Annotated in this window: 24 protein-coding genes; 14 read left to right on the top strand and 10 right to left on the bottom strand. The window is 59.5% G+C overall.

Annotated features, from left to right (window positions below):
- The first annotated feature begins 567 nt into the window (after positions 1-567).
- From ACP2YO_RS31040 to ACP2YO_RS31030, 3 genes are all read left to right on the top strand, one after another.
- The gene (locus ACP2YO_RS31040) at positions 568-852 is read left to right on the top strand and encodes a hypothetical protein (RefSeq protein ID WP_426434947.1); all 285 of its coding nucleotides are present in this window, start codon (positions 568-570) and stop codon (positions 850-852) included.
- A gap of 57 nt (positions 853-909) precedes the next feature.
- The gene (locus ACP2YO_RS31035) at positions 910-1,323 is read left to right on the top strand and encodes a hypothetical protein (RefSeq protein ID WP_426434946.1); all 414 of its coding nucleotides are present in this window, start codon (positions 910-912) and stop codon (positions 1,321-1,323) included.
- 150 nt (positions 1,324-1,473) lie between these two features.
- On the top strand, positions 1,474-2,484 hold the full coding sequence (locus ACP2YO_RS31030; protein WP_426434945.1) for an NAD-dependent epimerase: 1,011 nt from the start codon (positions 1,474-1,476) through the stop codon (positions 2,482-2,484).
- A gap of 116 nt (positions 2,485-2,600) precedes the next feature.
- On the opposite strand, the gene ACP2YO_RS31025 is transcribed toward ACP2YO_RS31030, so the two are convergent.
- Positions 2,601-2,774 carry a hypothetical protein gene (locus ACP2YO_RS31025; RefSeq protein WP_426434944.1) on the bottom strand — a complete coding sequence of 58 codons (174 nt, stop codon included), beginning with the start codon at positions 2,772-2,774 and terminating at the stop codon, positions 2,601-2,603.
- 61 nt (positions 2,775-2,835) lie between these two features.
- A complete protein-coding gene (locus tag ACP2YO_RS31020) occupies positions 2,836-3,051 on the bottom strand; it encodes a hypothetical protein (protein ID WP_426434943.1) in 216 nt (71 codons plus the stop codon).
- A 432-nt stretch (positions 3,052-3,483) separates the two neighbouring features.
- Here ACP2YO_RS31020 and ACP2YO_RS31015 point away from each other — a divergent pair, with 432 nt between their 5' ends.
- Both ACP2YO_RS31015 and ACP2YO_RS31010 read left to right on the top strand, forming a co-directional pair.
- Positions 3,484-3,696, top strand: a complete 213-nt coding sequence (locus tag ACP2YO_RS31015; protein ID WP_426434942.1) for a hypothetical protein — start codon at positions 3,484-3,486, stop codon at positions 3,694-3,696.
- A gap of 11 nt (positions 3,697-3,707) precedes the next feature.
- Positions 3,708-5,147 (top strand): undecaprenyl-phosphate glucose phosphotransferase, encoded by a 1,440-nt coding sequence (locus ACP2YO_RS31010; protein ID WP_426434941.1) that lies wholly within the window; start codon positions 3,708-3,710, stop codon positions 5,145-5,147.
- Between the two features lie 139 nt (positions 5,148-5,286).
- On the opposite strand, the gene ACP2YO_RS31005 is transcribed toward ACP2YO_RS31010, so the two are convergent.
- Entirely contained in the window at positions 5,287-6,027 is a 741-nt protein-coding gene (locus ACP2YO_RS31005) for a metallophosphoesterase (RefSeq protein ID WP_426434940.1), read from the bottom strand.
- 253 nt (positions 6,028-6,280) lie between these two features.
- Here ACP2YO_RS31005 and ACP2YO_RS31000 point away from each other — a divergent pair, with 253 nt between their 5' ends.
- Complete coding sequence (locus tag ACP2YO_RS31000) at positions 6,281-6,658, top strand: hypothetical protein (protein ID WP_426434939.1); 378 nt, start codon at positions 6,281-6,283, stop codon at positions 6,656-6,658.
- 114 nt (positions 6,659-6,772) lie between these two features.
- Here the strand turns inward: ACP2YO_RS31000 and ACP2YO_RS30995 are convergent, their stop codons facing one another.
- The 4 genes from ACP2YO_RS30995 to ACP2YO_RS30980 form a co-directional block, all read right to left on the bottom strand.
- Complete coding sequence (locus tag ACP2YO_RS30995) at positions 6,773-7,105, bottom strand: hypothetical protein (protein WP_426434938.1); 333 nt, start codon at positions 7,103-7,105, stop codon at positions 6,773-6,775.
- 183 nt (positions 7,106-7,288) lie between these two features.
- On the bottom strand, positions 7,289-7,951 hold the full coding sequence (locus tag ACP2YO_RS30990; protein ID WP_426434937.1) for a hypothetical protein: 663 nt from the start codon (positions 7,949-7,951) through the stop codon (positions 7,289-7,291).
- An 84-nt stretch (positions 7,952-8,035) separates the two neighbouring features.
- A complete protein-coding gene (locus ACP2YO_RS30985) occupies positions 8,036-9,442 on the bottom strand; it encodes a hypothetical protein (RefSeq protein WP_426434936.1) in 1,407 nt (468 codons plus the stop codon).
- Between the two features lie 85 nt (positions 9,443-9,527).
- Complete coding sequence (locus ACP2YO_RS30980; RefSeq protein ID WP_426434935.1) at positions 9,528-10,049, bottom strand: hypothetical protein; 522 nt, start codon at positions 10,047-10,049, stop codon at positions 9,528-9,530.
- On the opposite strand from ACP2YO_RS30980, the gene ACP2YO_RS30975 reads away from it, so the two are divergent.
- Both ACP2YO_RS30975 and ACP2YO_RS30970 read left to right on the top strand, forming a co-directional pair.
- Positions 10,048-10,356, top strand: a complete 309-nt coding sequence (locus ACP2YO_RS30975) for a hypothetical protein (RefSeq protein WP_426434934.1) — start codon at positions 10,048-10,050, stop codon at positions 10,354-10,356. The genes ACP2YO_RS30980 and ACP2YO_RS30975 overlap by 2 nt on opposite strands.
- A gap of 282 nt (positions 10,357-10,638) precedes the next feature.
- Positions 10,639-11,805 (top strand): polysaccharide biosynthesis/export family protein, encoded by a 1,167-nt coding sequence (locus tag ACP2YO_RS30970; protein WP_426434933.1) that lies wholly within the window; start codon positions 10,639-10,641, stop codon positions 11,803-11,805.
- A gap of 34 nt (positions 11,806-11,839) precedes the next feature.
- Here the strand turns inward: ACP2YO_RS30970 and ACP2YO_RS30965 are convergent, their stop codons facing one another.
- Positions 11,840-12,133: an NUDIX domain-containing protein gene (locus ACP2YO_RS30965; protein WP_426434932.1), complete on the bottom strand. Its 294-nt coding sequence runs from the start codon at positions 12,131-12,133 to the stop codon at positions 11,840-11,842.
- Between the two features lie 433 nt (positions 12,134-12,566).
- On the opposite strand from ACP2YO_RS30965, the gene ACP2YO_RS30960 reads away from it, so the two are divergent.
- Entirely contained in the window at positions 12,567-13,991 is a 1,425-nt protein-coding gene (locus ACP2YO_RS30960; RefSeq protein WP_426434931.1) for a GumC family protein, read from the top strand.
- Positions 13,992-14,150: 159 nt separating this feature from the next.
- Here the strand turns inward: ACP2YO_RS30960 and ACP2YO_RS30955 are convergent, their stop codons facing one another.
- Positions 14,151-15,584 carry a lipopolysaccharide biosynthesis protein gene (locus ACP2YO_RS30955; RefSeq protein ID WP_426434930.1) on the bottom strand — a complete coding sequence of 478 codons (1,434 nt, stop codon included), beginning with the start codon at positions 15,582-15,584 and terminating at the stop codon, positions 14,151-14,153.
- A gap of 3 nt (positions 15,585-15,587) precedes the next feature.
- Between ACP2YO_RS30955 and ACP2YO_RS30950 the strand changes: the two genes are divergently transcribed.
- The 4 genes from ACP2YO_RS30950 (at position 15,588) to ACP2YO_RS30935 (ending at position 20,480) form a co-directional block, all read left to right on the top strand.
- The gene (locus ACP2YO_RS30950) at positions 15,588-16,826 is read left to right on the top strand and encodes a glycosyltransferase family 4 protein (protein ID WP_426434929.1); all 1,239 of its coding nucleotides are present in this window, start codon (positions 15,588-15,590) and stop codon (positions 16,824-16,826) included.
- Between the two features lie 28 nt (positions 16,827-16,854).
- Complete coding sequence (locus ACP2YO_RS30945; RefSeq protein WP_426443355.1) at positions 16,855-18,123, top strand: O-antigen ligase family protein; 1,269 nt, start codon at positions 16,855-16,857, stop codon at positions 18,121-18,123.
- 258 nt (positions 18,124-18,381) lie between these two features.
- Positions 18,382-19,521 (top strand): glycosyltransferase family 4 protein, encoded by a 1,140-nt coding sequence (locus ACP2YO_RS30940; protein WP_426434928.1) that lies wholly within the window; start codon positions 18,382-18,384, stop codon positions 19,519-19,521.
- Positions 19,518-20,480, top strand: a complete 963-nt coding sequence (locus tag ACP2YO_RS30935; protein ID WP_426434927.1) for an NAD-dependent epimerase/dehydratase family protein — start codon at positions 19,518-19,520, stop codon at positions 20,478-20,480. The genes ACP2YO_RS30940 and ACP2YO_RS30935 overlap by 4 nt, the downstream gene beginning before the upstream one ends.
- Before the next feature lie 21 nt (positions 20,481-20,501).
- Here ACP2YO_RS30935 and ACP2YO_RS30930 read toward each other — a convergent pair whose 3' ends face one another.
- The gene (locus ACP2YO_RS30930; protein WP_426434926.1) at positions 20,502-21,533 is read right to left on the bottom strand and encodes a glycosyltransferase family 4 protein; all 1,032 of its coding nucleotides are present in this window, start codon (positions 21,531-21,533) and stop codon (positions 20,502-20,504) included.
- 164 nt (positions 21,534-21,697) lie between these two features.
- On the opposite strand from ACP2YO_RS30930, the gene ACP2YO_RS30925 reads away from it, so the two are divergent.
- Entirely contained in the window at positions 21,698-22,771 is a 1,074-nt protein-coding gene (locus tag ACP2YO_RS30925) for a cellulase family glycosylhydrolase (RefSeq protein ID WP_426434925.1), read from the top strand.
- Positions 22,772-22,944 lie beyond the last annotated feature (173 nt).

Here is a 22,944-nt window from a genome sequence, read left to right as displayed (position 1 = left end):
GTTTAGCAGCGTTGAGCTGCACAAAAAATTCAGCGGATGAACAATCTTTCAGCGCTCTGAATCATGATGTGGTCACAACTTCGGACTGAAGATACGAACATGGTGAATCGGGACGACAGACAATGCTTGGTGGTCTGATCTTGTTGACGACGTTCTTCGCAGGCTTCTTTGCCGGATACGGCGCGCGGGCCTGGCGATCGTACAAGCGGGGTATGCTGTCCGGCAGATCGAGATCGCCTTCCACGACATTCGGTCATGCGCGCCGGGCATTCTAGCGGCGCCGATCTTCGCGCCACCGCAGGCTTGCTCATGGCATAACGACGGTTGGCATGACGACGGTTGCGGGCGCGGATGACCCGTGCCCGCGCGGCGGGGTATGCCGCCGACGTGGCACGGCTCTTGTATGGAGGGCTGGTTGCGTTGACTGATTTGGTCGAGGGGTATGCGTGGTGGGATGGTTGGTCGTTCTGCTTGTGCGCGTCATCGGCGCTGCCGCTTTCATGTGGGTCTACCGCCGCTGGCTGGCGGGTCGAACCGGTCCCTGGATCGCAGGCGAGCTCGCGCAAGATGACTGATCTCGGGAATAATTTGCCACGGCGCTACTTCATCGACGATGACGGCCGGCGCGTTCTGATCGGCCTCACCTACGAAGAGACGTTCGAGTTCGAGCGGCTCGATCACCTCTCGGGCCCCATCCACGACGGACATGTGCTGTGGGACGCCGGCGGCCGTCCTGCCAGCAAGCCGGCACAGCGTTGGCTCGAGCTGTACAGCAAGCACGATCGCGCTTGGCTGCAATGGCGGGCCGACCGCCGTAGCGCACGCGACCGGGATTTACCCTTCCTTAACTAAGACGGGGCGATTTTGGAGCGGCCGTCTCCTGATTGCGCCTGAACCGGACAAACGCGGATGTTTCAGCTGTTTTTGCGCACCCGAGCGCACAACTACATCAAGGCTCGCCTCGGTGACGAGGGTTTCAGGGCGCGCTCGCCGGAGCGCGACGCCGAAACCGACCGGGCCCGGATCGGCGCGATCATGGCCGCGATCGAAACCGCGCTGCATGCGGCGGAAAGCGAGCAGGCCGGTCTGAGCCGCCGGGTCGACGATGTGCTGGCCCGGGCAGCCGTGACGTTCGGCAACGGCACCGACGAATATCTGGAGCGCGAGGCGCTCGACAACCACCATCAGGACCTGTTCACGACAGAGATATCCAACGGGCAGCGGCGGCTGAAGGAGCTCGCGACCGAGATCAGCCACTTCAAGTTCATGAAGACTGCGGTGCTGAGCCGTTTTCCCAACTACAAGGCCACGATCTCCAGCTAGTCGCACGGACCGTCCGGCCCTGGCTGCCGCCGTTCGTGCTTGATCCCCGGTGCAATATCGGTTGGAATGCCGCCCTGTTCGGGCGAATCCGGGTCGAAGCCGGCGAAATCGCGCCCGCGGCCGTTCGGCGGCATTGGTGAGAAGCGGATTGTGGCCAATTTGCTAGTTACGGGGTGTGCGGGCTTTATCGGCTTTCACCTCACACAGCGCTTGCTGGGCGAGGGCAGGTCCGTCATCGGCATCGACAATCTCAACGACTATTATGATCCGGCGCTCAAGCTGGCGCGGCTCGATCGGCTCAAGGCACATACCAACTTCACGTTCGAGAAGCTTGACCTGGCCGATCGCGCAGGGGTGCGGGCGCTGTTTGCGCGACATCGCTTTCCCACCGTGGTGCACCTGGCTGCGCAGGCCGGCGTGCGATACTCGCTGCAAAATCCGCACGCTTACGCCGATTCCAATCTGGAAGGCTTCGTGAATTTGCTGGAGGGCTGCCGCCAGGTCGAATGCCGGCATCTCGTGTTCGCGTCGTCGTCGTCGGTCTACGGCGCCAACACCAAGCTGCCGTTTTCGGTGCACGACAACGTCGATCATCCGCTCAGCCTGTATGCCGCGACCAAGAAGGCCAACGAGCTGCTGGCGCATTCCTACAGCCATCTCTATCGCCTTCCGACCACCGGTCTTCGCCTTTTCACGGTGTACGGACCGTGGTATCGGCCCGACATGGCGCTCTATCTGTTCGCCAAGGCGATCACGTCGGGGCAGCCGATCAACCTGTTCAATCACGGTAAGATGCGGCGCGACTTCACCCATGTCGACGATGTCGTCGAGGCGATCAGCCGGATCATCGACCGCGCGCCGCAGGGCGACCCGAACTGGTCCGGCGCAGAGCCGGATCCGGGCACAAGCAGGGCGCCGTGGCGCATCTACAATGTCGGCAACAGCAAGCCGGAAGAATTGATGCACGTCGTCGCGCTGCTCGAGAAGGGGTTGGGCCGGGTCGCGCAGAAGAACCTGCTTCCGATGCAGCCGGGCGATGTGCTCGATACCTTTGCCGACGTCGACGACCTCGTGCGTGACATCGGTTTCCGGCCACGGGTCGCGATCGAGCAGGGGATCGCGACATTCGTCGCCTGGTATCGCGACTACCATCGCGTCTAGAGTCTTTTGCCTTCCGATGGAATTCGGAATGGGAAGATTCTTGTTTTGACGCGTTTTCCTCACGCGAACCGGTTTCCACGTGGCTAAGGCTCTAGCCGCCTCGCCGCAGCGATCGCTCACACCTCAAGCAGGCTTGTCCCTGGATCGACAGCAGCGTCAGATTTCCGGTCCACGCCGGCGTCCACAAAGAAGAAATCGCCGCAGGTGAAAGACAACCGCAACCGGCTCAGGAATTCGGCACGAAGGGGGCTTTTGGCCGTCGGCGCCTGCCGGATGCCGTTTTTTTGCACTTTCTTGATCGAGATTGCGCCAATTGTGGCGGCGTTCAGACCAGTGGAGGACGCGCCTCTCTCAGGGCCTCAACGAAACTTCGGACTCCCCGAGCCGCGTTCCGCGGTCGACGACGATTGCGGGGCCGACCGCGTGCTTGAGCACGGCGCTTATCAGATATCCGAGCTGCAGGAAGCAGGCGAACACGACGGTGGTGGTCAGTGCCTGAGCGAGAGGCAGCTCCTGCGCGATCGAAAGCACGACGACGAGCAGCAATCCCATGAACAGGACTGGCAATAGAACAAAAAACCTGAACCGGATTCCCAAAGCCAATCCGAACAATGCACTGCTAATCGCCAACGCGGTCACACTTATTACTCCTCAACGCCACACTCCCTAATGGCCCCGACCTAAGATTGCTTTAATGACCACGATCGAATTTTCCTGACGTCAAGATTGCGTGTGGATTGAATGGCTTGCGCAGAAGCAGAATTGAGGCATTCCTTTTCGCAGTGCCGTCATCACAAGAGTGCGGCTGTTGCTCAAGGAAGTGTCAACAGCGTGATGTCAAGTTTTGCAGCCGGTCGCTTTTCGTTGCTCGTTTCTCAACGCGCGCTGGTTCCACACCCACGGTTGAACACTCGTGCATCACGAATTGATTGATCATGCATCATGCTGTGATCAAAGCGCGCGTCACAATTTTGCAATGCAAAAACGAGATTGATTTTCTTGGTGCGGCGCCACAATATCGCTGCGTTTGGTAAACAACTTCCGCTGGCACTCGCGCCAATCCCAGCGCGCGAAACTGAAACTTTCCTAGCCATGTTTGGTGCCGAGATCGTTTTTGGTCCCGAGATCGTTTTCTCCGTGTTCGAATTTTTCCTGCCGGCATCCATTGTATTTGTCGATTTTCGTTTGCGCCGCCCGCGGCCGTTGAAGTGATGAGGTTCGAGATGTCTGCAACCACGTATGGCTCCGATGGTCTCCGCATCCTGACGTCGAACCGCGGCACCTCGTTGCAGAGACCGTTTCAGCTCTTCATCATCGCCGGCGACTTCCTTCTGATCCTGGCGAGCTACGTGGCTGCGGGCGCGCTCTATCGCGACTTCATAAATTCGCCGGCCGATCCGGACTATTCGGTCGGGGCCGGGCTGATCGTCGGCATGGTGTTCGTGATCGCTGCTTATTTTCAGGGTGCATACGACAACCACAGATTGTTGAACACGCTTTGGCAATCGCGTAAGGTTATCTTCACTTGGCTCTTCGCGTTGACCACGCTGGCAGTCGCGGCCTTCCTCTTGAAGTCGACTGCCAACATGTCCCGCGGCACCATGATCCTGTTCACGGTAATCGGGGCGACCGGGCTCGTCACGCACCGCGTGGTCTGGCGCTACTGCCTGTCGTCGGCCTTCGCCAAGGAACGGCTGATTGACCGCAAGGTCATCCTGCTCAGCCTTCGCGCGCTGGATTTCACCTCGAACCGGTTCAAAGATCTTCGTAAGCACGGCTTCGACGTCGTACGCCATTTCGTGCTCCACGCGGCCCCGGACCAGGACGACGACGCCTGGAATCAGCAGATTTCCGCTGTGCTCCGGCAATCGCGCGACGCCAACGTCGACGAGTATCTCGTGGCGATCGACTGGAACGAACTGCCGATGCTGCAGAAGCTGAGCCAGCATCTGCGGATGGTTCCGCAGCCGATCCGCCTTTTGCCCGATTTTCCGATCGCCGATCTGGTCTCGCGGCCGTTCTTGCCGGTCAGCGGAACGGTGGCGATCGAGATCCAGCGGCCGCCGCTGTCGATTTTCGAACGGGTTCAGAAGCGCTTGCTCGACATCGGGCTCGCTTCCTTTGCGCTGTTGTTGCTGGCACCGTTGATCCTGACGGCCGCGCTGCTGGTCAAGCTCGATACACCAGGCCCGGTCATCTTCCGGCAGTCCCGGCGCGGCTTCAACAGCAAGCCGTTCCAAATCTGGAAATTCCGCAGCATGACCGTGTCCGAGAACGGCGCCGCGGTCAGGCAGGCCACGAAGCGGGACTCGCGGGTGACGCGGGTCGGGCGCTTCCTGCGCAAGACCAGCATCGACGAGTTGCCGCAGCTCTGGAACGTGCTGCGGGGCGAGATGTCCCTGGTCGGGCCGCGTCCGCACGCGCTCGCCCACGACAACTATTACGACCAGCTGATCAGCAAATACGTCTATCGCCACCACATGAAGCCAGGCTTAACCGGCTGGGCCCAGGTCAACGGCTTCCGCGGCGAGACGCCGACCATCGACCTGATGGAGAAGCGCGTCGAGTACGACGTCTGGTATGTGAGCAACTGGAGCATCTGGCTGGACATCCGGATCATTCTCCGTACAGCGGCCGCGCTGATGTATCAGGAAGCTTACTGAGACAGCCACGCACCACTCCGTCAGGCTGGCACGCCTTTGGTCTATTTCCTGTCCCCGATGAGGATCAAGGGCTGCAGAAATAAATGTGCTGAGCTGCTTCCCGGGCGCAGGAGCTGAGCCGCATGAGCCGGAGCCGGTTTCAGACGGCAAGCATGCTAGCGCCCTGCATCGTCATCAATGTGAGGTTGCCGGTGGCATAAGCACCGGTATCGATATTCGCCCGGTTTTCCAGCAGCTCGGGGCTGCGTACCGGCGTGTGGCCATGCACGATGTATTTGCCGAAGTTCTGCTGACTTTGGAGAAACTCCTCGCGGATCCAGAGCAGGTCTGTCTCTTGCTGTTCGGCAAGCGGGACGCCAGGACGGACGCCGGCGTGGACGAAAAAGAAATCCCCACAGGTGAAGGTCAGCCGCAGCTTGCTGAGAAACTCGAGGTGCGGGCGCGGCATCGCGCGCGCCAATTCCCGCACCAGAATCTGGCGCTCCTCATCGCCCGGGGCGGGGGAAGGGGCCAGCCCATACGACATCAGCGTGTACAGCCCGCCGACATGGAGCCACTCTGTCAGAAGCGACGGGTTGCGCAGGACATTGCCGAGAAACACCTCGTGGTTTCCCTTCAGGAAGACCGTGTTGCCTCGGCGGCTGCGGTTGATCAGGATGTCGAGGGTTGATCGTGAATCCGGGCCGCGGTCGACGTAATCGCCCATGTACACCTCGATGGCGTAGCGCGGACGGCTGCGCGCAAGGTCGGCGTCGATGACCCGCAGCATCTGCTTCAGCAAATGCGCGCAACCATGAATATCGGTCATCGCGTAGATTCGCACCCCGTCTGGCAGTTTCGGCTTGTTCTTCGACGAACGAGGTCGGCGCGGGGACAACATCTGGCGGCGGGAGCTCTCGCGAAAGTATCGGAACATGTTAGCCCTGAAACACCGCAGCCGCGAGGCAAGTCTCACGAATCAAAGTCCGCGGGTGCCTATGGGTACGCCAAAGCACTTGCAAAAGGGCGCCAAGACTGGGCATCACGGACAAAAAGCACTCAGATCGTCTCGCGCGACGCAGGGGCACGTGTCCCCCGCAACCGCAGGTCTGGCTGCGCCGGCTCGGTGCCGCGGAACAAGGCGTAGAGCAAGTTTGGTCTGGTTCGGCAGGATCGCGATCGTCAATGCAGTGCGTTACTCCGCCAAGCGTCTGGGCACCACGCATGATCCTGAATTGCATAGTCTTGGCGTGGATGGCGCGCAAGCGCTCCGCGACGCTAACGGCGCTGCGCTGCACAAAAAAACTTCAGGAGATGAACAATCTTTCGGCGTCAGGATTCAATCATCTCGTCACGACTCGGGAATGAAATGTCCTGACGCTGTACAGGACATCCAACATGCTTCCAGCTCTGATCTTCGCGATCTTTTCGGCAGGATTCGTGTCTGGCTTTGCGACGCACGCGCGGCGCTCGCATCAACGCCGTGCGCGCTATCTGATGTACGCGCCCTACATGACCAGATCATAGGCTAGCCCGCTCCGCCCGCTGGGCCTTCAGGATTCCTAGCGCACCCAATCCTGCAAGCAACGCCCGAGAGTCCGGATAACGCCGACCTCATTCGCCAGTTCGCGCGGATGGGCTTTCTCTCAATATTGAAAGACCAGATCGGGATTACGTGGATCTGGAAACCGGACGTAAGTCCGGTTGGGACCGTAGTAATAGTGCGGTTCGTCGGTCCTGGTGCGCGGATCAAAGGTGTAGGGATAGCCCTTTTCGAGCGAGCGATGCCGAACAAGAACGGCGGTCGGGGAACCGCATCGCGGACCGCAATAAGGGCTCGGCCCACGATCGATCTGTAAGACAGGAGCCGCGGAGCGGGCTTGCCGCGGATGGGCCGGAAAGTCGGCGGCGCGCGCCGACGCCGCGAAAATGATCACAGTCGAGGCGAGCGCGACAAGGCCGACATAGGATCGTGACATCGCTTTTGCTCCCCTGATTGCGGTTAACCTTAGACGTTCGTGCCAGTACGAGCAACCACACCGATGTTGCCGTCGGAAATCGAATGAAATGTGGCTGAGATGGATCTGTAAGACCATCCGCTTCTCCTGTTTGCGCTGCTGGCCGGTCTGCTCCTGAACTCGCGACCGCCTCGTGCCCGATTCTTAGCCGCGCAGTGCCGGAACGAAAGTCGGATCGATCGATTGAACCGCGTCTCGCAGGAAAGCTTTGCCGAGGTCTGATGCCCGCCGATAGGCCGACACGATCGCGGGTTTCAACTCGGGCCGGCGGGTCATGATCAGCTGAACGTCGTTGCCTACGAGGTCCTTGACGTCCGGAACGCCGAGCGCATCGAAACGAGCCGCGATGTCGAGCCGCACCGGCATCAAACGCGCGTCGTTTGGCGCGGTAAAATACGCCATCTTCAGTGCCTCGACCACGACGGGATCGCGGGGGTCACGCTGGGCCTGGAGCAGCGCCAGCGCCAGCCACAGTTCGGGATTGTAAGGCGAGATCGACAGCGTCTGCCTGACCCTGCCGAGCGCGTCGGCATGCACTGCGGATCGTACGGTCGCGGGCTTTTGCCGGCCGGACTCGATCGCCTGCAGCGCGGCGGTCAAGGCATGGTTGCCTTCTAGATCAGATCTGAAGGGCGAGAGCGTTGCCAGCAAGGAGGGCACGTCTCCAGCCCTGGGCGAGCCGATCTTTGCTGCATCGGTCGGAAATGCCGTGCGCTCCAGCGCCGTCATCTCCGCTATGGCCGAGGCAACTGCATAAAATCCGATGGTCAGTGCCAATGCCATCAGGAGGATGCGAAATCTGCTCAAGGAACTCATTCTCGATGGGACCGGTTCAATACAAAGCTATCCAACGTAAGGCCTTCTTACGGCGCGAGCACGTTGTCGCCTAGTCTAGCGGTTGACGTCGCCGGTCCGGCCAACGGATTGCGCAAGTCCCAGTCCGACCAACACGGCCACGATGATCTGGGTCGTGGGGCTTGAGATGCTTGAATCAAGGAAGCTCTCGCAGAGTACAACCAGAACGCCGGCGGCCGCGGCCGCTGCGAAAAAGAAATCGCGACCCCGCCGAACGGCGCCGCGAAAGGTAGCGAAGAAGAGCTGGGTGGCGAAGCCCGCCAGGATCACAACCGCCAATCGTCCCGACTCGATGGCGATCAAAACCGCGGTGGAAGGGGGAACCGCTAACGCTGTGGCGTCGAGTTCCTGATAGGCTCTCGATGCCAGCTCGAATGTTCCCACACCGTTGCCCAACCAGGATGCATCAGCGAGCATGCGTGCTGCCAATGCAACGGCGTCCGGGGCGAAGCTGACGAGTCCAGGCAGGCCCGAACCGCTGGAGTGGACGTGCGGCCCGGCGATGGCGCCGGCCATCGCCACGACAACTGCAAACAAGATCGCCGATGGCCAGGGGCGAAACCCCAGGCGGCGGGCGGCGGCGATGAAGACGATCACGGTCAATCCCAAGCCAGTGACCGCCAACAACATGCCACCTGCGAAGGCCGCCATCGCTGCGAACGCTACGGCAATTCCGGCCAGGCCGGAGAGAATCCCGAGCCATAGCGGGACGGAGGCCAGATTGCTGATGTCCTGCTGGTGCAAGTGTCGTTCGATGGCCCTGCCAACGAGCGCGCCGTTCGTCACCACGGCGAGCGCGGTTGCGGCCGGAAACGGGCTCGGGGGTGCACCTGCGTCGGGAATCATCCCTGCGAACAAATCGAGCCGACCAAGGAGGACTTCGAGCGACATGAAAGTCGTTACCGCGCACAACACGAACAAGACTGTTTCGGCCCGGTGGCGATCTTTGGTGATGATGACGGTCGACGCCACCAGCGACACGTCGACCAGATAAAGAAAGAGGCTTCGCAGCGTGGCGCCAGGATCAACGCTGATGCGGCCCGGCAGCGATGGATCGTTCAGTGCGATCGAAGTCGTCGACCAGATCGGGTTTGCAAGCGAAGAAGAGGGCACCGGAAAAGTTTGCAGTGCCATCCAGACGACCGGAAGCAGAATCGCGGGCAAAAATCGCTTCAGCAGCTGTGCGGTGGACGTGAGTTCGGCCTCTGGTCCCCTTGCCGCCATGGCTAGCATGATGGCTGCGACGATCGCGACCGCATGCCGCGCGAAAGCGCCGTCAGCGATTGCCAAGACCGGAGTCGTGGCCAGCAATATGGTCAGAAGGGAAGAGGCGATCAACAAAATGGAGGACTTCGCAGCAGGATTGGGATCGAGGCCGGGATGGATATCACCGCGCCGTGGGAGGCGACGGTAACTATCGCACAAGCAGACACGCGACGCCACGCTGTCCGCCGATCACGTCGCGGCGGCTGTTTGTGTCGGCTAACACGCTCGCGCCCAACGTAACAAAGTTCCCTCGTGGTCTGACTTATCGGGCAGAACAGTTCTGCGACAGGTAATGGAGAGCCAGAGACAATCCGCCGATCGGAACTGCTCCGCGGATTGCGGTTGGCTCGGTCTCAATCTCGACCGAAAGCTCGGATGCATCCTGCCAGTCGCCCGCCGCAAGCTTCGAGGCGTCCGCGGGCAGCAGAAGCGCTTCACCGCCCTGGATCACGGATGCTTTGAACTCAGCCCGTTTTTCTCCCGTCATCAGCACCACGGCCGGTCGCGCCGAGCGCGACAGGGGCTCAAGAACGATCAGCACCACTTCGATGCCATTCCCCCCGCATCGCAGGCTCAAGCCCGCCAGGCCGCCGTCCGACTTCGCGCTGTCGGCAACATGCATCACTGAATTGGCATCGGCGCCACCGTCAGGATTCTTGCTTTTCACCAATCGCCATCCGCCCTCAAGCTGTGTCGATTGACTGCCGGTCTCGACCTGCCTGAAGGCCTCTTCATCGCATCGTTGACGCTGCTCCGGGCTGACGCCGGATGCGCAATTCAGCATGCCGGGACGCGGCGGCTCGGCTCGGCCGGAACCATCGGCCACAACCAAAAGTGCAGCGCAGAGCAGGGTTACACGCATCATGATAGGCGCAGTAGCAACCCTCACTGGAATCAGATTCTTATTACTCAACAGTCGTATCCAAAACTTGATCCATCGCGCCGCGCAATTTTGTCCCTTGTGCCAAGGCGATCTCGCTTCCTCGACGCCCGACGAAATGTCGGTCGAGGCGTTTCAGCCGCAATATGAAACGGCATTGCAGCAGATGAATGGTCGCAACAGAACCGCATACGTCGAACAGATGAATTGAGAAATCATTTGCCGCCCGTTAATGGGTCAACAACTGCTGATCACTTGGAACTCGCGCACGAACGCGATGCAAGTTCGGCACGTTCTGCCTAATTTATCATCGCGTGAGCGGCTCCCTGTAACCGCGCCGCAACAACATCCCCTTATTCTTGGCTGCGACAGTCTCTCCTTATTCTGACCATCTCCTGCGGCTTCGTTTGCGCCACTTTGGGAATTGGTTAAGGTATAAACTCGGACGTGATGGGGATTAGTCTTGAGGCGCAGCGTTTTAGTATGGGGTGGCTTGCTCGGCATTTTGCTGTCTTCAGCGGGGTGCTCGATCGTGCCTTCGGCCGGTCCGGAAGATCACGTCATCAAGAGCCAGATCACAAGGTCGGGGCCGGATTACGAGCTGGTCAAGCTCACACCGACCGTCGTCGACATCCTGAAGGAATATGGCCCGGGCGCAATCGCGGGGTCATTTCCTGATCACCGGCCGCCGCCAGGCATCAGGTTCGGCATTGGCGACACGGTGGCAGTGTCGATCTTCGAAGCCGCCGCCGGAGGCCTGTTTATCCCAGCAGAGGCCGGCGTGCGGCCAGGTAACTTCGTGGCCTTGCCCAACCAAAACGTTGATTTGAACGGGTTCCTTACGGTTCCGTATGCCGGCCAAGTGAAGGCCAACGGCCGCACCCCGATCGAGATCCAGCAGGACATCGTGAAGGCAATTGGAAACCGGGCCATTGAGCCGCAGGTGGTGGTATCCCTGATCACGCAAAATACCTCGCTCGTCAGCGTGCTGGGCGAGGTGAGAACGCCAGCTCGGTTAACGGCGAATGCGGCCGGCGAGCGGGTCCTTGACTTGATTGCGCGCGCTGGCGGCCTGACGGGGCCGGGCTGGGAGAGCTGGGTGACGCTGGAGCGCGCCGGCAAGCGTGCCACGGTTCCGTTCGGAGCCTTGGTATATCAGCCGGCCAACAACGTCTGGGTCCATCCCGGCGACACCATCTATGTCTACCGCGAACCGCAGGTCTTCCTCGCCTTTGGGGCGTTCACAATTGGAGGAAGCTTCGGGGGACAGGCCCAGTTCCCGTTCGATATGTGGAAGATCACCATGGCGCAGGCGATGGCCAAGGCTGGCGGCCTGGTTGATACTCAGGCCGAGCCCGGGGGCGTCTATGTCTATCGGCGCGAGCCGCGCGAGCTGGCGGAACGACTGGGCATCGACTGCTCCAAATACTCCGGCCCGCTGGTGCCCGTGGTGTATAACGCCGACTTCCGGGATCCGGCCAGCTTCTTCCTCGCAAGCAAGTTTGAAATGCGGGACAAGGACGTGCTGTTTGCAGCGAACGCCGCCATCGTCGACACGACAAAGTTCCTGCAGTTCGTCCAGCAGGTGGTCGGCACCGCCAACTCCACGATTGTCGCCGCGAACAACGCGCAAATCCTGAGGATCAACTCGCGCCAGTGATGGATTGGAGTGTAAGTGCAGGTTCTTTAATTGGTTAGAGGCGGCCTGTGCGCGGTACAGCGCCCCTGACAATGTCGCCTCCGACAACCTCACCACATTCATCGAGGCTTGTCAGAAGCTCGAACCTTTCGGGCGCAATCGGATAGCTGAGTTCTTCCTGCAGTTCGCGCGCGATGCAGGCAAGATATGTCTCGTCCGGCTCGCGATGGCCCCCGAACAGCGAAAGTCTCCCGGGATAGACAATGCCCGGGATGTCGTCGCGGCGCTGGAACAGGTAACGGCCTGCGGTGTCAAGGACAACTGCAATTGCGATGTGACGATCCGGCATCATGTACTTTCGGGATGCGATGGCTCAGGCACAGTAAGCCATCACGGGCAGGGTCAGTTTTGTCATATTTAAGGAAGCTGTGTGATGCTTCTTCGACCGATTGTGGGCATGCGCTCCGACGCGGTTTCGGCTACAACGGCCGCGCGTCCAAGTCGTTTTGCACAACGCAACGCTTTTGCACCTACGCAATGTCATCACGGCCTGCGAAGTAGGCACTGATGAACGAAACCTGCTCGGAATGAGGTCACCGCGCGATCGTGCAATTGTGCCAAGGAGACTTTTTCTTTTGAGTTTGGCGAGCAAGATCGGTAGATTAGCGAAGCGCGGTGATCGCAAAAGAACCCGGTTCAACACGCCCGCAAGTTGAGCACCAATCTACATTGTTCCGAACGGTCAATGGCCCTATTCTTGGGACGGACGGATAGAGGTTGCAATGACCAGTCTCGAACGACCGGATTATCGCGTAGTTGTTCGACCTCAAGTTGAGGATTTTCGGGCTGCCGAGAAGGAAATTGAGCATTCCGATAGCTTGGAGCTGTTCGTCCTCCGTGCGCTTCGTCGATACTGGTTGATTGCTGCGGCAGTCCTTGTTTTGGGCATTGTTTCGTCCGTGCTGCTGCATAGCCTCCTTGACACCAAATACGAGGCGACGGCGTCCCTGCTTGTCGACAACGGCAAGCAGAGCGAAGTCAGTCAAGGGACCGACTCGGTCTTTGTAAATTCGCAAATCGAGTTGTTGAACAGCGAACTGGTCCTCAGATCGGCCATCCAGAGCGTCGGCGACGGCAGGTTGTACCCGAAGAGCCCTGACGGTGAACTCTCCAAGCTGCTGGGCTCGCTAGGCGTCGCTCGGAAAGAGATGAGCAACGAGGATCGTGCCTACAAGTCGGCGGCGCGCGCATTGAAGGTGCAGCTGGAACCCCGGACCAGCATGATCCGGGTCTCCTTTCGGCACGAAGATCCGCGGCTCGCTGCATCTTTTGTGAACGCGCTCACGGAAAGCTATCTGAGCAAGTACAGAGATCTCTACACCCAGGCTGGGACGGCCGATTTCCTCCGCGGAGAGGTGGATCAGCTTCAGCGGAAGGTGGCGGCGGCAGCCGCGGTCCTTGGCTCCTTCGTGACCGCAAATCGCACGTACGCGATCGACGAGCAGAGAAAGCTCTTGCTGACTCGGCAGAGCGATCTTGCCAAGTCGCTGGCGACGGTGCGAACCGAACTGGCGCAAAAGCAGGAGGAGCTGAGGGTCGTCGAGGAGCAGATCAACCAATTGAAGCCGAACGCGGCTCGTGCCTCGCAGGCCCGCGATCCGTCAAAGCCGGTGCCGGAGCAGGCGGTTCCGCTGCCATACAACAAGACTCTGTTTGGCGACGATCCTCCCCTGCTGCTTGTGAAGCTTTATCAGGAGACTACGCAGCAGTTTCTGACGCTGAAGATGACGATCGCCGGATTGCGCGCTGCCGAGTTGGCTCATGCGACCGAGCTCGATGGCGTGGCAAAGGATCTTGCTACTCTCGCCGGCCTTGAAGCCGAGACCAATCGCCTTAAGACGCAGCTCAAAACGGCAGAGCAGGAGATGGCAGAGATCACCTCGCGCGCGGCGGAAAAGCGAATTGCCGCAGCAATGACCGAAAACAACCTTTCGGTCATCAAGATCGCGCAGCCCGCATCCGTTCCGTTTGAAACGGCGGGACGCAGCATCTGGCTGTTCCTGGCGATCGGATTCTTCCTGTCTCTCCTGATCGCGGTCGGACTGTCCTGCTTGTTGCAGCTGGTCTCAGCCTATCGAAATCCGCCGAGAGGCATTCCCGCCAGCTTTCTCCGTACGGTTCGTTTCTACCTGTTTTTCCCGGGCTAAGGCGCGATGAGATCAGGTTGAATCGTCATCGCGCTTTAGCTCATTGTTTGAGCATGATCTTTTGGGAAAATCGCTTCACACTTTTCCGGATCATGCTCCAAGACGCGCGTTTCCGACAACCGCTGGTCCGACGGGCTCGGTTGCACCGGCCGGGTTGATTCAGTGTCCGGCTTTGTCCCCGAGAACCGACATCGATCGCCGGATGGTTTGCGGACTGAGCCAACCGAAGGGCTTGATCTCTGGGACGTAGATCGACAACCCGCGCCATGATAGGAGGAAGAGCACGAGTTCGGCCATTACGCTCGCATAGGCGGCGCCCAATGCGCCAAGCGCGGGAACGAAAATGCAGGACGCGACGATCGACGTAAGGGCCGCAAGGGCAAGGTAGATGACCCGTGGAATGGTCTGCGGTCCGGTCACGAGCAACGAGCTGTAGGCGCTTTGTAGAAATCTTACAGGAATCGTGATGCTCATCACCAGCAGCAATTTGACAGACGGCGCGTATCTCGATCCGAACATCCAGGGAATGAGCCCATGAGCAGTGGCCACCAGGATCGCCATTGCGAGGATTCCGATCGTGGCCATGAGCGCCGCAGACAAATAGAAGGCGGCCGCGAATTTCGTACGGTCATGGTGGCCCCAATGAAAGACCCGTTCAGCAACGAACTTGGAGTAGAACACCGAGGGAAACATCATCGTCGCAGAAACGATAAGAAATGCGATATTGTATTGAGCGGTCTCGGTCCCGCCCCGGACGTACTCCAGAATCACGATCGGTCCCTGGAAGAATATGAGATAGATTGCGCCAAACAGCAGAAATGGACCAGCCGAGCGGGCCGTCTCCAGCACCGTGGGATGCGGGTGCCGATAGCTCTGCAGAAGCCGATCCCAGGATCGCACCGGGACTGCAAGCAAGCTCGAGATGACCGCGATGGCACCCATCAGTCCAAATCCCACGAGCGCGGCCCGCAGACTGGAGATTGCGAATGCTTTGAGGCAGAGGGCAACCACCGCACGTCCAAGCTGGGTCACGACCTGCCAAAACGCGACTTGACCTGCGCGCCGCTCGAGTTGATAGCGAATTGATGACAGCTCCACGGCCAATTGTCCCAACAGGATCGGAACCGAGGCTGCCAGCAACAGCAATCGTTCGGAGGGGGGAAACTTTGCGACCGTCAGTCCATAGGCGACGAGACCGACGATACCGAGGCCGGTGAGAAGCGCCACAAGTTGCGCGGCGGGAAAGTACCAGCGAAAGGCCTTCTCTCTCTCCCTGCCGACCACCTGCAGCAGAAACCAGTTCATTCCTCCCATGCCGATTGATGCAAGAAGGTTTATGATTGACGACAGGGCGGCAATCGTGCCGAGAGCCTCCAGGTCCAAGGATCGGGCCAATGTCAGTTGCGCAATAAAGTTGAACAGGGCCGCGAGGAATGTGCCGGAATACAGCAGCGTCAAGGCGCCTATCGCTCGCTTGATGAATGGGTTGCGGATCATCCCACGTGTCCTTCCCGTGCCGCCATGTGTCGCCGGCAAACAATCTATTATCAAATCCACGAGGCGAATGTTCAGCGTATCTCCGCCAGAGGTCAATCAATGACGAGGCGCTCGATACTCTTCGTAACAGACGAACTCTTCCTTCCGCTGCCGTCGAAAAATGCGTCCGGTTGGCTGTATTACACGATAGCGGAGACCTACAAGAGGCGAGGCTGGAAGGTTTGTTGCGTTTCGTTCTTCCGCGACCCGCGGCTGGCAGGATCGAGCGAGGTGAATTCGGCCTATGGGAAGCTTTTCTCGAAGTTCCTACTGCTACCCGGCTGGAATCGCGGAGGACATCTGCTTGGTGCCGTCGGTCAGGTCTGGCGAGAGGTTGAGCGGGCGCTGACTGGCAATGTCCTGTCGTCCCACCCATTCCTTGTCACCAACAGCATCGGCAATTCGCGCAGGATCGCAGAGATATTGAACGCGTGGCAGGTCGACGTGATCTACCTCGCCAAGCCGCAATCGGTTCAACTGCTTGGCCGGGTGCTGCCTCGGTTGTCCAACGGACAGAAGCCGCTCGTCGTGATGAGTGCCCATGATGACTTCGTCAATCGTGCGATCGCCTACCGCGGGACGTATCAAAGACTATTTGCCGCGTTGAGCCTGCGGGGGATCCTGCGCAATCACGCCAATGCCTGGCTAAGGCACTATCTTGAGCGAATTGACGTTGTGCGCTCGCGGCGGGCTGAAACGGAAATATTCGGCGCGTGCCATTTGGTTCGCGTGGAGTCTGCGGATGAATTTGCAAACTATTTGGCCATAAACCAGTCAACAGCGAAGCTCTCCCACAAGCCGTTCTCCTATGTCGCCCCCGTTCAACAGATGGGAGAAACAGCGGCTCGAGCATTCGATGCGGGGTTCATTGGATCGAGTGACGTGATGAATCTCGACGCCGTCCTGTACTTGCGGGACGTGATACTTCCGATCATCAGCAGGGTGGCACCGGAGTTCCGCCTGCTGGTTGCCGGAGGGATATCGAGCAAGGTCCGGCCGCTCGTCGAGGGCGTCGGCAATATCACCGTCTGGGACCGTCTGGACGACGTATCGAACTTCTACCGTGCCATTCGCGTTGCCGCGGTGCCGCTCCGCGCCGGCACCGGCGTCAGCATCAAGGTGCTGGAGGCGTTGTCGTTCGGAAAAGAGATCGTCAGCACGCCTGTCGGTGTCCGTGGATTGCCGCAGAAGCTGCTCGCCGACACGGTCGTGACCAGTGACCCGAACGAGTTTGCGCGCGCTCTTTTGAAGAAGCGAACTCGGCCCGGCATGCACAGTGAGCCCGTCATCGATGGTTGAGTTGGAGACGACGAGAGGTCGCTTGTTCATGGCGAACGCTCGCCGGAGCGAGGTCCTGCTTGCGTCAGTCCTGGTTTGCTACCTGCTGATCGCCGCGGATATTGTGCCTGGCGTGACCGGTCTTCAGGCCGACTACGAGCCGGGCTATCTCGATGTCATGAATATCGACAAGGCCGGGGACGTTGTTCGGCAGGTTCTGCTTGCCCCGTTCTTTCTCGCTTCCGTCTATTTGCTGGCACGGGCCAGGCTGCGGGAAAATCTCCGACGGTTGGGGGGGCCGGCTGCCGTCCTGATTGCAATTTGCTTCCTGTCCGCCACCTGGTCGCCGGATCCCTCGGCGACCCTGAGGAAGGCCCTCGGGCTGTTCGGGACCTTCTCGGTGGGAACGTATGTGGCCAGCCGATTGAGTTGGTATCGCTTTGCCGAGCTTGCTCGGATCGCGGTCGCGGTGGCGCTGGCGGGATCGTTTGTTTGGTTGCTGGTTGCGCCTGACAAGGCGCTCGACACCAACGGCCAGCTGCGAGGGCTGTTCAATCACAAGAATATCCTGGGCCAGTTTGCCGGCATCGGCTATCTCACGTTCCTTTCGCTCGCCGTCGGGGAAACCGGCCGTCGCAGATTCGTGGAGCTTGTCGGCGCTGGAGCCTGCGTTCTGTCGCTGTTGCTGGCGGGATCCGCAACGCCGCTGATCGCCATTGGATTTGTAACCGCTTGGGTTTACGCGCGATCCCGCTTGAGATTGCGACCGCGGGAATTGGCCGTGCTCACCGCAGTGATCTGCGTAGGTGGCATTCTGTTTCTGATCGCGGCGCCCGATGCGTTTACGTCCGTGATCGGCCGGGACGTGACCCTGTCCGGACGAACCAACATCTGGCAGTTCGCATTGGAAATGGCGGCGGCGAGGCCGTTCCTCGGATACGGGTATGGCGTGTTCTGGCTGGGGCCAAATTCCCCTGGGTCGGTGTTTTGGGACACGACCCTGCAGTTTGAACTGAGCGCCCACAATGGCTATTTGCAGTGTCTTCTCGACATCGGGATGGTGGGGCTCTTGGTTAGCCTCGTCGCGGTGCTAGGACCCCTGCACAGGGCGCTGACGGGCGTCAAAACAGCCTACATCCGTCGGCCCGAAAACCTTTCGGAATGGTTCTTGATCTTCTTTCTGATTCTCAACGTGGCAGAGATCCGCCTTTTCGATCCAACATCCGTTGTGACGTTCGTATTTGCCTATGTTTCCGCGCATCTGCGAGCGGAGACTGGAACTCGCGATGTTCGAAGCGAGCCGGCGCTTGCCATTTAGCAGTGCGACGCCCTTGGAATTGCGTCAACAACCGGGCGAGATTATTCGATGGAGGCTTCGACACGCGCGTCCACGCGGTCGTCAAATTGTGTGATTGCCCACATTTTCGTGGTTAACTGGGTCACTACATTATGATAAAAATAAATCACAACCCGGGGAGATTTTGTCTTATCTTGGGTTTGTTTTGACGGCTGCTAAAGATGTTCCGCAGTTGGAACTCAAGTTTTTTTCGGTATGGCGTATTGAAAGGCGGTACGCGTGCGCATTGGTATATTTGTTGAATTGTTCGCTCCCAGCGTGGGTGGGCAGGAGCTGTTTTTTGAGGGGCTCTCGCGACAACTTGTCAAGAACGGGCACACGGTCGACGTTCATTGCATCGCGCACGCACCCGGTCTGGCTCGCGTCGAGGACATGGACGGGATCACGATTTTCCGCCACCCTACAGACGAATTTTACAAGGCCCCACGCTTCAAAATGATGAAGCGGGCCTGGCCGACGATCATCAAATACGCCATGCACGTTCGTCGGGTCTCCAGGGGGGAGAACTACGACGTGCTCTTGCTGAATCAGTGGCCGCTCTTGCATGCGGTGACGATCCCGAAATCGGAGCGTGCCAAGGTGGTGATGCATTGGTGTGAAATTCGTACCGGGCTGTTCTTTAGGATGATCCAAGCCATCCTGCCGCGGTTTGTGGCGAGCAACGCGGCGGTCAGTGACGCCGTCGGCCGCTCGATCCAGCCCTTTTGCGTCGGCCCGGTGCACACGCTTCCGAGTGGAATTGAAGTCGAGCTTTATCATTCGCTTCCGCGGAACGAGCGTTCGGGAATCTGCCATCTCGGAAGGATGGCATCTCACAAGAACATTCCCTTGCTGATCGACGCCTTTGAATTGTTGAAGGATCGGGGATACGCTGGCGCGCTGACGCTGGCGGGAGATGGGCCCGCATTTGACGAGATCGAGGAGCGGGCCCGGATGTCCCGGTACGCGTCCGACATCGTCATGCCCGGCCTCGTTTCGGACAGCGCCAAGATTGAGCTGCTGGCCAAATCCGAGGTTCTCGTGGTCTCCAGCCGGCGCGAAGGGTTTCCGAGAGTAGTCGCCGAAGCGATGGCCAGCGGCTTGCCTGTCGTCACATGCGAGTATGAGATGAATGGAACAAAGGATGTCGTGCGCTCCTATGATTGCGGGGTGGTGACGCTTCCTACGCCGGACCTGCTTGCTCAAGGCGTGTGTGATGTGGCCGCGCGCTGGGATCACTATTCCGCGACCGGCCGTTCTGCTGCGAAGACGCTCTCCTGGACTTTGATCGCGGAAAGCTTTGAGGAATTGGTTGCTCCGGGCCTTGGCGATCGGTCTTCGTCTCTCCCAAGCCGTTTCAGTGAAGCCAGCGTCGCATGAAGCGAAGGATCCTGGTTGCGGGCGGCGCCGGCTTCGTCGGGCGACAACTCGTTAGAAAGTTGAAGACTCAGCACGACGTCTGGGTAGTAGATGCGTTGAAGTTCGGAAACCGCTTCGACGACTCCGATAATGCTAGGATTGTGCTGGAGACGGTCGACATTCGAGATTTGCGCTCGCTCTCGGACGTCATGGAGCGATTTCGTCCCGAAATCCTGATCCATCTCGCGGCAATGCACTTCATCCCCGAGTGCGAGCGCGATCCCGCACAGGCCGAGGAGGTCAATGTCCTCGGAACGATGAATCTGCTTCGAGCGTGTCCAGCCGGCGCGCGCTTTGTTTTTGCCAGCAGCGGCGCGGTCTATCGGCCGGACGATGCGCCACACGACGAGATGAACTCTGCCGTGGAGCCGGCCGACGTCTACGGCCTGACGAAGTTGCACGCCGAGCATTTTGTGCGGTACTTCGTCAAGCAGAGAGGGCTCTGCGGTGCCGTTGTCAGGCTTTTCAACGTCATCGGGCCGGGAGAAACCAGCCCGCATATCTTGCCCGAAATCATCTACCAACTGAAATCGGGGAACACGAGGATCAAGCTTGGGAATGTTTGGCCGCAGCGTGACTACATCCATGTCGAGGACGCAGCCGAGGGGTTTGGACGGGTCGCGCTGTGCGGCGATATTCCGGCCGGTGTGACGGAATTGGTCAATCTGGGCGCCGGCAGGCAATATTCGGTGTCGGCGATCCTGGACGAGTTGCGATCGCTTACGGGACTTCCGATCGAGATCGAGCATGATGCGTCGCGCGCCCGCGCGGTCGATCGGCCATTCCTGCAGGCGGGCATCGCCAGGATTCAGGCCGGTTTCGGCTGGTCACCCAGGCTTAATATCGCTGCTGCGTTGGCGGACCTTTGGAAGAATCCGGATCTCGCGCCCAGCCTGGTTGAGCAGCTGCGAAACCGCTGACAAGGCCCGCCTCAAGCGTCTTCAGCGCGGGCGGCGGACTCGGTTTTGCGATAGGGCGTTCTCGTAGACGCGCAGATGCGCCTTGATCTGGCTATCGATAGAGAATGTCGTCGACGCAAACGAGGCTGCCCTCGTGGCGAGCGATTGCGCCAACGGAGGAGAGTCCAGCAGTGACAGGATATGCGTCGCAAACTCTGCGGCGTTCAGCGGGTCGGCCAGAAGACCGGTTTCGTTGTGGTGGATGAGCTCCTGGTTGCCGGGAATTCTTGATGCGACGACCGGCAACCCCATCTTCATCGCCTCGACCACCGACACGGGGACGCCCTCCCAGAGCGAGGGCAATACAAAGACCCGTGCCCTGGACATCAACTCGAGCGCATCGGTCCGAGACTTCGTACCGACCATGGTAATCTGGGATTCCACCCCCAGTCTCCTGCAGGTCTCGCGCAACGTCGTCTCGAGCTCTCCACCGCCGACGATCAGCATCGTCACGCGCGGCCGGTTCATTGCAGCCAGAATGGCCGGCAGTGCGAGCGGATTCTTCTGCGGGTGCAGGCGCCCTACAAAGGCGATGTCAAATTCGGGCTGCCGGGAGATCTTGCAGCCCGGCGGCAGCTCGACTCCATTGTAGATTTGACTCCATCGCCGCGGATCGTCGACCAGACCCTCCCCGCGCGCAAAGGCCTGGTCCGCCTTTCCGACAAGGATAACCTGGTCAGCGCGTGCGATGCACAGCTTCTCCGTCAGCTTGAAGAAAAGCCGGCTGGCGGGGCCCTTCTTGTCATAGTGGAAGCCGTGGATCGTGTACGCAAAGGCGGGGCGTTTGCTGCGCGGCAGGAGCGATACGGGCAGCGCTGATCTTGCGCCATGGGCGTGAACGATGTCCGGTGGGTCGTGCTCGAACAGCTCCGATATCTCGCGTGATATCCGCAGCACGTTCTTCCGACGGCTGAAATCGATGCCGAACGTCCTCCACCCCTTCGCGTTGGCGAGGTTGAAAAAGTAACTTCCGATCTGAGTAACGATGGCGGTTTCGACGCCGCACGCAGTCATCCCGGCGCACAATGCTTCGACAACGACCGGACCGCCCCCGGGGTTTCCATCGCCTATAATGTGAACTACGCGCATTTCTTGCAGACCGGCTTACGTCGTTCGATCCAGTTCGTATAAAATCGATCGATCAAGTATAAGGCACACATAGGGCAACGGGGCGTTCGATGGAAGCGGCAATGAAAGTCGGGGCGAACAGGCAAATCCTGCGATTGGCCAAGCAGGTAACCAGGCTTTTCATCTTGCTGGTGGCGCTGGGCCTGCCATCGGTCGGCCGCTGCGATCCTCTGCAGAAGGGCATGAACGCCGGCGATCTCCTCTACATGCCGGAGCCGGAACTCCGGTCCCGGTTTGCAGAGTTCAGGGATGTCGGAGTCAAATGGCTGAGGGTGGAGTTTGACTGGAATCGCATCCAGCCCGACAATCAGGATACTTACATCATTCAGCAGCACGATAGAATTTTGGCGCTCGCCCGCGAGTTCAATATTTCAGTCCTGGGCTTGGTATATTTTTGTCCGGCATGGGCAAACGGCGGGCACAAGCCACCGGCATATCCTCCGGCTGACCCTGGCGCTTTCGGCCGGTTCGCCGGCTACCTCGCGGCGAGGTACGCATCATCAGGTGTTCGGCACTGGGAGATCTGGAATGAGCCGAATCTTGGCAGCAGCTGGGAGCCTGTCCCGTCGCCTTCACAGTATGTTGCGCTGTTGAAGGCAGCCTACGAAGCCATCAAGAACGTCGACAGCGGCGCGACCGTCATATCGGGCGGCCTGGCGCAGCCAAACAACACCGGCACAACGATGCGCGCTGCGGAATTCCTGGATGCGCTCTACAGGAACGGAGCACGATCGTTCTTCGACGCGGTCGGCAATCATCCGTATACGTCTCCAAGCCCTCCGGATCGGTCGGACGGAAATTCCTGGCAGCAAATGGAAAGCTCGGACGGGCTGCGAGGGATCATGGCCAAGTACAATGATCATGACAAGCGCATCTGGGTAACCGAATACGGCGCTCCGACGAACGGAGACGCAAATACGGTTATTTCCGAGACGGCCCAAGTCCAACTTCTCATATCGGCCTTCGAACTTGCGTCGCGGAAGCCAGGTCTCGGGCCGGTCTTCTGGTACAACTTCAGAGATTGGTGTCCAAAAGGAAAAACCGATCCGGACTGCTACTATGGTCTTCTGAGATTCGATAATTCTCGCAAGCCCTCATACGCTGCGTTCACCGACTTGCATTGACGATCCGGCACCACGGTCGTTTGTGCGCCTGAAGAATTTGCATGAAGCAAGGGTAAACGCTGGAGTGCATGCCTCAACTGCACTGTTTTGCAGCAGCCGGCTTTGCAGGATTTCCGCAGCGCGCGCCCGTGTTTATCGATCTTGGTAACGAATGGCTATCCTTGTTGCAGGGC

It is taken from the genome of Bradyrhizobium genosp. P (assembly GCF_049949265.1).
Classification (GTDB): Bacteria; Pseudomonadota; Alphaproteobacteria; order Rhizobiales; family Xanthobacteraceae; genus Bradyrhizobium.
Note: the sequence above shows the minus strand (reverse complement) of the source record. Positions and strands in the feature narration are given on the sequence as shown.